General features: G+C 71.9%; 9 protein-coding genes. 8 read left to right on the top strand and 1 reads right to left on the bottom strand.

What is annotated here, in order from left to right; all coding sequences use genetic code 11:
• From AC1DP0_RS13545 to AC1DP0_RS13510, 8 genes are all read left to right on the top strand, one after another.
• Nucleotides 1-685: SDR family NAD(P)-dependent oxidoreductase (locus AC1DP0_RS13545; protein ID WP_478085075.1), on the top strand; the 685-nt coding region annotated here is incomplete at its 5' end.
• A complete protein-coding gene (gene fabG, locus AC1DP0_RS13540) occupies nucleotides 682-1,464 on the top strand; it encodes a 3-oxoacyl-ACP reductase FabG (RefSeq protein ID WP_478085074.1) in 783 nt (260 codons plus the stop codon). The genes AC1DP0_RS13545 and fabG, both read left to right, overlap by 4 nt.
• Before the next feature lies 1 nt (nucleotide 1,465).
• Nucleotides 1,466-2,500 (top strand): phosphotransferase family protein, encoded by a 1,035-nt coding sequence (locus AC1DP0_RS13535; protein WP_478085073.1) that lies wholly within the window; start codon nucleotides 1,466-1,468, stop codon nucleotides 2,498-2,500.
• Between the two features lies 1 nt (nucleotide 2,501).
• A complete protein-coding gene (locus tag AC1DP0_RS13530) occupies nucleotides 2,502-3,722 on the top strand; it encodes an acyl-CoA dehydrogenase family protein (protein ID WP_478085072.1) in 1,221 nt (406 codons plus the stop codon).
• 83 nt (nucleotides 3,723-3,805) lie between these two features.
• Nucleotides 3,806-4,975 (top strand): acyl-CoA dehydrogenase family protein, encoded by a 1,170-nt coding sequence (locus tag AC1DP0_RS13525; RefSeq protein ID WP_478085071.1) that lies wholly within the window; start codon nucleotides 3,806-3,808, stop codon nucleotides 4,973-4,975.
• Between the two features lie 103 nt (nucleotides 4,976-5,078).
• Nucleotides 5,079-5,492, top strand: coding sequence for a nitroreductase family deazaflavin-dependent oxidoreductase (locus tag AC1DP0_RS13520; RefSeq protein ID WP_478085070.1), 414 nt, complete (start codon nucleotides 5,079-5,081; stop codon nucleotides 5,490-5,492).
• Between the two features lie 171 nt (nucleotides 5,493-5,663).
• On the top strand, nucleotides 5,664-7,235 hold the full coding sequence (locus AC1DP0_RS13515) for a PAS domain S-box protein (RefSeq protein WP_478085069.1): 1,572 nt from the start codon (nucleotides 5,664-5,666) through the stop codon (nucleotides 7,233-7,235).
• A complete protein-coding gene (locus AC1DP0_RS13510) occupies nucleotides 7,193-8,191 on the top strand; it encodes a sensor histidine kinase (protein ID WP_478085076.1) in 999 nt (332 codons plus the stop codon). Before AC1DP0_RS13515 ends, AC1DP0_RS13510 begins: the two co-directional genes overlap by 43 nt.
• Nucleotides 8,192-8,238: 47 nt before the next feature.
• Here the strand turns inward: AC1DP0_RS13510 and AC1DP0_RS13505 are convergent.
• Nucleotides 8,239-8,546, bottom strand: a 308-nt coding sequence (locus tag AC1DP0_RS13505; RefSeq protein WP_478085068.1) for a LutC/YkgG family protein, incomplete at its 5' end; no start/stop codon positions are given.

Here is an 8,546-nt window from a genome sequence, read left to right as displayed (position 1 = left end):
GCTCGACGCGGTCGCCGAGGAGCTCGGCGCGCTCGCCGTCCCCGGCGACACGTCGACCGACGCCGGGGTGCGTCACCTCGTCGACACGGCATACGGCCACCTGGGGGACGTCGACGTCTTCTTCGCCAACGCGGGCATCGGCACGCTCAAGGGTCTCGACGCCGTCGACGCCGAGTGGGAGCGGGCCCTCGACACGAACGTCCTCGCCCACGTGCGTGCGGCCCGACACCTCGTGCCCCGCTGGCTCGACGCGGGCGGCGGGCGCCTCGTCGTCACCGCCTCGGCCGCCGGCCTGCTGACGATGCTCGGAGACGCGCCGTACTCCGTCAGCAAGCACGCCGCCGTCGCCTTCGCGGAGTGGCTGAGCGCGACCTACCGTCATCGCGGGATCGTCGTCCAGGCGATCTGTCCGCAGGGCGTGCAGACGCGGATGCTCGACGGCTCCGGGCCGCTCAAGGACCTGCTCACCCTCGACGCGACGCTCACCGCCGACGAGGTCGCCGACGCCGCGTGGCAGGCGCTGGCCACCGACGACTTCTACGTGCTGCCGCACCCGGAGGTGCGCGACTACTACGCGCAGCGCGCCGCCGACCCCGACGCCTGGCTCGCCGGCAWGAACCGGCTCCAGCAGAAGCTCGACCGCCAGATCCAGACCTCCACCACCTCGACCCAGGAGCCCGCATGAGCGACCAGCCGACCACCACCGACACGACGACCCAGCGCACCGCCATCGTCACGGGCGCCGCGCGTGGCATCGGCGCCGCCGTCGCCAAGCGCCTTGCCTCTGACGGGTATGCCGTCGCCGTCCTCGACCTCGACGAGTCCGCCTGCGCCGCAGTGGTGTCCGACATCGAGACAGCTGGCGGCAAGGGGCTGGCCGTGGGTGTCGACGTCTCCGACGAGGCCGGGGTGCAGGCCGCCGTCGAGCGCGTCGCCACCGAGCTCGGCGCCCCGACGGTGCTCGTCAACAACGCGGGCATCATCCGCGACAACATGCTCTTCAAGATGAGCGCCGACGACTGGGACGCCGTCATGAACGTCCACCTGCGCGGCTCCTTCCTGATGACGCGCGCGACGCAGAAGCACATGATCGACGCGAAGTTCGGCCGCATCGTCAACCTCAGCTCGACCTCCGCGCTCGGCAACCGTGGCCAGGCCAACTACTCCGCCGCCAAGGCCGGCCTCCAGGGCTTCACCAAGACGCTCGCGATCGAGCTCGGCAAGTTCGGCGTGACGGCCAACGCCATCGCCCCGGGCTTCATCGCCACCGACATGACCCGCCAGACCGCCGAGCGCATGGGCATCACCTTCGAGCAGTTCCTCGAGGGGGCGGCCAAGGAGATCCCCGTCGCGCGCGTCGGCCAGCCCGAGGACATCGCGGCCACGACCTCCTTCCTCGTGCGCGAGGAGGCCGGGTTCGTCTCTGGTCAGGTCATCTACGTCGCCGGCGGGCCGAAGGACTGACGTGACGGACGCCGACCGCACCGACCCGCCGGGACTGCCGCTCGACGCGCTCCGGGGCTTCCTCGACCGTGAGGCCCCCGGTCTGCTCGACGGGCCGCTGACCGGGCGGGTAGTCGCGGGCGGCAAGTCCAACCTCACCTACGAGGTGGGGGACGGCACGAGCACCGTCATCGTGCGTCGCCCACCCCTCGGGCACGTACTCGCCACCGCGCACGACATGGTGCGTGAGCACCGCGTCATCACCGCCCTGCGCGACACCGCCGTCCCCGTCCCCATCACGTATGCCGTGTGCGACGACCCCGACGTCGTCGGCGCCCCGTTCTACGTCATGGAGCGCGTCGAGGGCACGCCCTACCGCTTCGAGGCGCAGCTCCAGCCGCTCGGCGGCGAGCGGGTGCGCGCGATCAGCGAGCGGATGGTCGACACGCTCGTCGCGATGCACGCGGTCGACCCCGCCTCGGTCGGCCTGGCCGACTTCGGCCGCCCGGACGGCTTCCTCGAGCGGCAGGTCCGGCGCTGGAAGCAGCAGCTCGACGCCTCGCGAAGCCGAGACCTGCCCGGCATCGACGAGCTGCACGAGCGGCTGGCCGGATCCGTTCCGGCACAGGGCGACCCGACGATCGTGCACGGGGACTTCCGTCTCGACAACCTCCTCGTCACGAGCGACGACAAGGTGTCCGCGGTGCTCGACTGGGAGATGGCGACGCTCGGTGACCCCCTCACCGACGTGGCGCTCCTCGAGGCCTACCAGCGGCTCCCGCTCCTCATGGACTCCGTCGCCGTCTCCGACGTCTCGCGGGCGCCGGGCTTCATCACCGGCCCCGAGCTGCGCCGGCGGTATGCCGCCGCCAGCGGCCGCGACCTAGGCCACCTCTCGTTCCACCTCGGGCTCGCCTACTTCAAGCTCGCCGTGATCCTCGAGGGCATCCACTACCGCTACACCCGGGGCCAGACCGTCGGGGGCGGCTTCGCCACCATCGGCGAGGCCACCGTCCCCCTCGTCACGGCCGGCCTCGCCGCCCTCAAGGAGAGCTGACATGGACTTCGGATTCGACGCCCGCACCGAGGAGCTGCGCACGACGCTGCTCGGCTTCATGGACGAGCGCATCGTCCCGTCGGTGCCCGTCTTCGACGAGCAGGTCGCTGCCCTGCCGGACCGCTGGGCGTGGAGCACCGCCCCGGTGCTGCAGGAGCTGCGCCAGGAGGCCCGCGACCTCGGCCTGTGGAACGTCTTCCTGCCCGGCGAGCACGGAGCCGGACTGACCAACCTCCAGTACGCCCCGCTCGCCGAGATCACCGGCCGCTGCATCCGGCTCGCCCCGGCCGTCCTCAACTGTGCGGCGCCCGACACCGGCAACATGGAGGTGCTGGCCCAGTTCGGCAACGCCGAGCAGCAGGACCGGTGGCTGAAACCGTTGCTGCGCGGGGAGATCCGCTCGGCGTTCGCCATGACCGAGCCCGACGTCGCGAGCAGCGACGCCACCAACATCGAGCTGTCGATCCGCCGGGACGGCGACGACTACGTCATCAACGGCCGCAAGTGGTGGATCACCGGGGCGATGAACCCCGAGTGCGAGGTCCTCATCGTCATGGGCAAGACCGACCCCGACGCCGACCGGCACCGCCAGCAGTCGATGGTCCTCGTTCCGCGCGACGCCCCGGGTCTCGAGCTCGTCCGTGGCATGGAGGTCTTCGGCTACGACGACCGCGACCACGGCGGTCACGCCGAGCTGCGCTTCACCGACGTCCGGGTGCCGGCGAGCAACCTCATCGGCGAGGAGGGCACGGGCTTCGCCATCGCCCAGGCCCGCCTCGGCCCCGGTCGGATCCACCACTGCATGCGCTCGATCGGCCTGGCCGAGGTCGCCATCGAGGCGATGTGCCGCCGTGCGTCCGAGCGGGTCGCCTTCGGCCGGCCCATCGCCGAGCAGGGCGTCGTCCGTGACTGGATCGCCGAGTCCCGGGTGCGCATCGAGCAGCTGCGCCTGCTCGTCCTCAAGACGGCCTGGCTCATGGACACCGTCGGCAACAAGGGCGCCCACACCGAGATCCAGGCGATCAAGATCGCCACCCCCAAGACCGTCGAGTGGATCCTCGACAAGGCGATCCAGACCCACGGCGCCGCCGGGCTCAGCCAGGACACCGAGCTCGCCGCGGCCTTCGCCGGCATCCGCACCCTCCGCTTCGCGGACGGCCCCGACGAGGTGCACAAGAACGCTCTCGCCAAGGCCGAGCTGCGCAGGTATGCCGCCCGCTGACCGCGCGCGGACGGCATACGCCCCGCTGTTCGACCGGGCCGACCGGGCCGACCCGACCAGACCGCACGACGAAGGGACCGACGATGGACTTCGACCTCAGCGCCGAGGAGCGCGAGATCCGTGACTGGGTGCGGACCTTCGTGCGCAAGGAGATCGTGCCGYTCGAGCCGCAGGTGCTCGAGCGCGAGCGCCGAGGTGAGCGGGGACTCACGGCCGATGAGCTGAAAACCCTTCAGGACAAGGCCCGCTCGTCCGGCTTCTTCGGCATCCAGACGCCGGAGAGTCACGGTGGCATGGGGCAGGGCGCCCTCGTCGCGGCGCTCATCGAGATCGAGCTCGGCCGGTCGTTCGTGCCGTTCCGCTTCGCCGGTGAGGCCGACAACATCCTCTTCAGCGCGACGGACGAGCAGCAGACGACTTACCTCCTGCCCACGATCGAGGGCACCCGCAAGTCGTGCTTCGCGATCACCGAGCCCGGAGCGGGGTCCGACGCCCGTGCCATCCGCACCAGTGCCCGCCGCGAGGGCGATGAGTGGGTCATCAACGGCGAGAAGACCTTCATCACCGGCGGCAACGAGGCCGACTTCGTCATGGTCTTCGCGGTCACCGACAAGGAGAAGGGCACCGACGGCGGCGTCACGTGCTTCCTCGTCGACCGCGACCGTGGGTGGACGAGCACGCCGATCGACACGATGGGGGAGTGGGGTCCGGCCGCCCTGGTCTTCGAGGACGTGCGCGTGCCGCAGTCCGCGATCCTCGGCGAGGAGGGCCGGGGCTTCGAGCTCGCGATGCGCTGGATCGGCAAGGGCCGCTACATGCTGCCGGCGCGCGCCCTCGGCTCGTGCGAGCGGCTCGTCGAGATGGGCATGGAGTGGGCGCGCAACCGCGTCACCTTCGGCCAGCCCATCGCCGAGCGCCAGGCCATCCAGTGGATGGTCGCCGACTCCGCCGTCGAGATCGAGGCGCTGCGGTGGCTCGTGCTGACCGCCGCCTGGCAGGTCGACCGGGGCATCGACTCGCGGCAGTCGCAGTCGATGGCCAAGCTCTACGGCGGCGTCAAGGCCAACGAGATCGTCGACCGCGTGCTGCAGATGCACGGCGGGATGGGTTACACCCGCGAGCTGCCCGTCGAGCGGTGGTACCGCGAGCTCCGCCTGCTGCGCATCTACGAGGGCACCGACGAGATCCAGCGGCGCACCATCGCCCGCAACCTGCTCAAGGGGCACGCCTCGGTGCGCGGGCACCTGGGCTGAGCCCGAGCGGGCCCGACGCGTGCGCCCGGCCCCACGGCATACGTGGTCGGGCCTGTCGACGGATCGGCCACCCGTGCCGGTGCCGCGCGAGGATAGTGGAGGGATGGCCGGTCCTCCCGCAGGCGCGAAGCAGTTCAACAAGGTCGCCGTCCGGCTGGCCGGTCACCGGATCCTGCCGGTGTGGGCCGTGCTGCGCCACACCGGACGCTCGAGCGGCAGGTCCTACGCGACGCCGGTCGCCGTCCTGCACACCGAGACGACGTTCGTCATCAGCCTGCCCTGGGGCCGCGGCACCGACTGGGTGCGCAACGTGCGCGCGGCAGGTGGCTGCACCATCCGGTGGAAGGGGCACGACTTCACGTGCACGGACCCGACCTTCGTCGACCAGTCCGTCGCGGTCGCGGCCGCGAGCGGCATCGCCCGCCGCGTCATCGAGAGGCGCGAGATGCCGGGTGGGTACCTCCAGCTCACCCGTACGCCGGCCCCCGAGCACTCCGCGATGCAGTCCGGCTGGTGAGTCCCGACCGGTGAGTCCCCGCGGGGTCGGTCGCCGATCTCGACACTGTTCCGAATAGTTCCTTTTGCCCGATCTTCTCAGGCAACTGCGACATCATGGGGCCATGAGGAGGTCCGCGCCCCCGGCTGCCCCGGACGCCACGCGTCGACCGACCAGAGACGGCGGGGGCGAGTGAGCCGCGCGGAGTGGCTCCGTCCACGCTGGTGGACCCTGGCGGCACTGACACTCGTCGGGGTCTTCGCGCTGGGGGCCGCCTCGGTGCATTTCTCCCTGGCCGGGTCGACCGTCGCGCCCTGGTGGCCGGCAGCAGGCCTGGCCGTCTGCTTCCTGCTCGCGACCGACCCGGGACCCCGACGTTCCTTCCTCTTCGTCCTCGGGGTCCTCGTCTCGAGCGCCGCGGCCAACGTCTACGGGGGGCGCCCGACCCTCGTGAGCCTGCTCTACGGCACCGCGAACGCGGCGGAAGTCGCCGTTGTGCACGGTCTGCTCACCGCGCGCGGTCGGCGACCACGGCTCGCCTCGATGGAAGACCTGTGGCGGCTGATCGCTGCGACCGTCACCGGTGCGGTGGTCATCGGGCTGCTCGCCGGGCTCACGGCGCACTTCGCCCTCGGCGGGAACTTCCTCGACTCGGTGTCGGCGGCGGCGTCCTCGCACGGGGCCGCCGTCCTCGTCATGGCGCCGCTCGGCATCGCGGCCCGCGGCCGGCGCACTCGCGGTCCCGACCTTGAGGATCTCGTGCAGTGGATCGTGGTCGTCGGGGTGACGTTCTGGGTGTTCCACCGCGGGCAGTCCCTGCCGCTCGTCTTCCTGCCGATCCCGGGACTCGTCTGGGGTGCGCTGCGGCTCGGCCTGCGCACCGTCGCCGTCCAGCTCATCGTCGTCGGCGCTCTGACCGTGCGGCTGACGATCATCGGAGGGGGGCCGTTCGCCGCAGCCGCCCGCCACGGTGGCATCCGTCCGGAGACCGTCGGCACGCTGACGCAGGCGTTCCTCGTCACCGCGGCGGTGACCACCCTGTCCCTGGCGGTGGCCGCGACCCAGCGGCGATCGGCGCTCGCCGAGCTGCGTGCCGAGGGAGTGCTCACCGCAGGTGTCCTCGACACCGCGGCCAGCGTCATCATCGTCGTCGACCGGCGCGGGGTCATCGCGCGGCTCAACGCCACGGCCGCCCGGCTGCTGGGCGGCGCCGAGGGCGACCTCGTGGGGCGGCCTGCGGCCGACGTCTTCCCCGTCGCGGACCGCCCGGCCCTCGCTGCCCGCATGGCGGCGATCGCGGACGGTGCCGTGCCGCTGGCCGAGGAGCACGACTGGGACGTGCCGGGCCTCGGGGTGCGGCACCTGGTGTGGACGAACGCCTACCTCACCGACGACGACGGTCACCGGAGCCACCTCGTCAAGACCGGCGTCGACGTGACCGACGAGCGCGCGGCCCGCTCCTTCGTCGAGGCGGTCCTCGAGGCAGCCACGGCGACGGTCATCGTCGGCGCCGACCTCGACGGCGTCATCACGCTCTTCAACCGCGGCGCCGAGAACGTCCTCGGCTACCAGGCGACCGAGCTGGTCGGTCGTCGGGACTGGTTGGTGCTGCACGACGCCGAGCAGATCGCGGGCGTGGCGAGGGACCTCGGGATCGAGCCCGGCTTCGACGTGCTCGTGCACCGTGTGCGCGGGGGCGCGAGACGCGCGACTGGACCTACCTGCGCCAGGACGGGACCCATCGCACGGTGTCGCTCACGGTGAGCGGCATCCGCGACGCGGGCGGGCATCTCACCGGCTACCTCGGGGTCGCCGAGGACGTGACGCGCCGGCGCCAGACCGAGGTCGCCCTCCAGGTCGCGCTCGACCGCGAGCGCCAGGCGGTCGAGGAGCTGACCGCGCTCGACCGGACCAAGTCGGACTTCGTCTCCTCGGTGAGCCACGAGCTGCGCACCCCGCTCGCGAGCGTCCTCGGCTACGCCGAGATGCTCGAGGACGGCGCTGCAGGCGCGCTCACCGATCGCCAGCTCGAGCTCGTCGCGCGCGTCGACCGCAACGGCCGGCGTCTGCTGTCGCTCATCGAGGACCTCCTGCTCCACTCGCGCATCGAGTCCGGGCGTCTGGAGCTGCACCCGTGCCGGTTCGACCTGGCCGAGGTCATCGACGAGGCGTGGCACTCGGTCGCGTCGGTGACGGGCCAACGACAGCTGGAGCGCGACCTCGACGTCGCCCCCCGGCCGCTCTGGATCGAGGGCGACCCGGTGGCGCTCGAGCGGGTCGTGACGAACCTGCTGACGAACGCCGTGAAGTTCACGCCCGACGGCGGCCGCATCGGCCTCACGGCGCGCGTCGCGGACGCCGACGACGCCGACGACGCCGACGACGCCGACGACGTCTGCACGGTGCGTCTCACCGTCTCCGACTCGGGCATCGGCATCCCCGCCGCCGACCTCGACCGGGTCTTCACGCGCTTCTACCGCACGAGTGCCGCGAACGAACGCGCGATCCAGGGCTCCGGTCTCGGCCTCTCGATCGTGCGCGCCATCGTCGAGGGACACGGGGGTCGCGTCGAGGTCGAGTCGGCCCCGGAGCAGGGCTCGACCTTCACCGTGCGCCTGCCCGCATCGAGTTCTGCGGTGCCGCACCCGGAGGGCGCGGAAGGTCCGATCGCGACCACGGACATGGTTCAGGAGTCCCGGGTGGGCTCGCCCCGGGGGTAGGTGCGCGCGACGGGTCCGGGGCCGTGGCGGGCCTCGTCGCGGCCGACTCAGCCCGCGACGACGACGACGAGGGTCCGGGGGCCATGGACGCCCTCGACCCGGCTCAGCTCGATGTCGCTCGTGGCCGACGGCCCGCTGACGAAGGTCAGGGGACGGGTTGGGTCGAGCCGCGCGAGCCCCTCGGGCACCGTCTGCACGATGCTCAGGACCGTGACGACGCAGACGTGCACGTCGGGGACGAGGGTGATCATCCGTCGACCGCACAGCGGTGATCCGTCGAGGACGATCGTGCCGGTCTCGGACACCGCAGCGACGGACCCGGTCACGACCGCGTCGACGAGGTCCAGGTCGCGCG

The sequence above is a fragment of the Terrabacter sp. P5_B1 genome (genome assembly GCF_056400505.1).
Note: the sequence above shows the minus strand (reverse complement) of the source record. Positions and strands in the feature narration are given on the sequence as shown.

Excerpts from the sequence above, each read along its gene's own strand:
- fabG (WP_478085074.1), top strand. The coding sequence starts at position 682 with ATGAGCGACCAGCCGACCACCACCGACACGACGACCCAGCGCACCGCC.
- AC1DP0_RS13530 (WP_478085072.1), top strand. The coding sequence starts at position 2,502 with ATGGACTTCGGATTCGACGCCCGCACCGAGGAGCTGCGCACGACGCTG.
- AC1DP0_RS13520 (WP_478085070.1), top strand. The coding sequence starts at position 5,079 with ATGGCCGGTCCTCCCGCAGGCGCGAAGCAGTTCAACAAGGTCGCCGTC.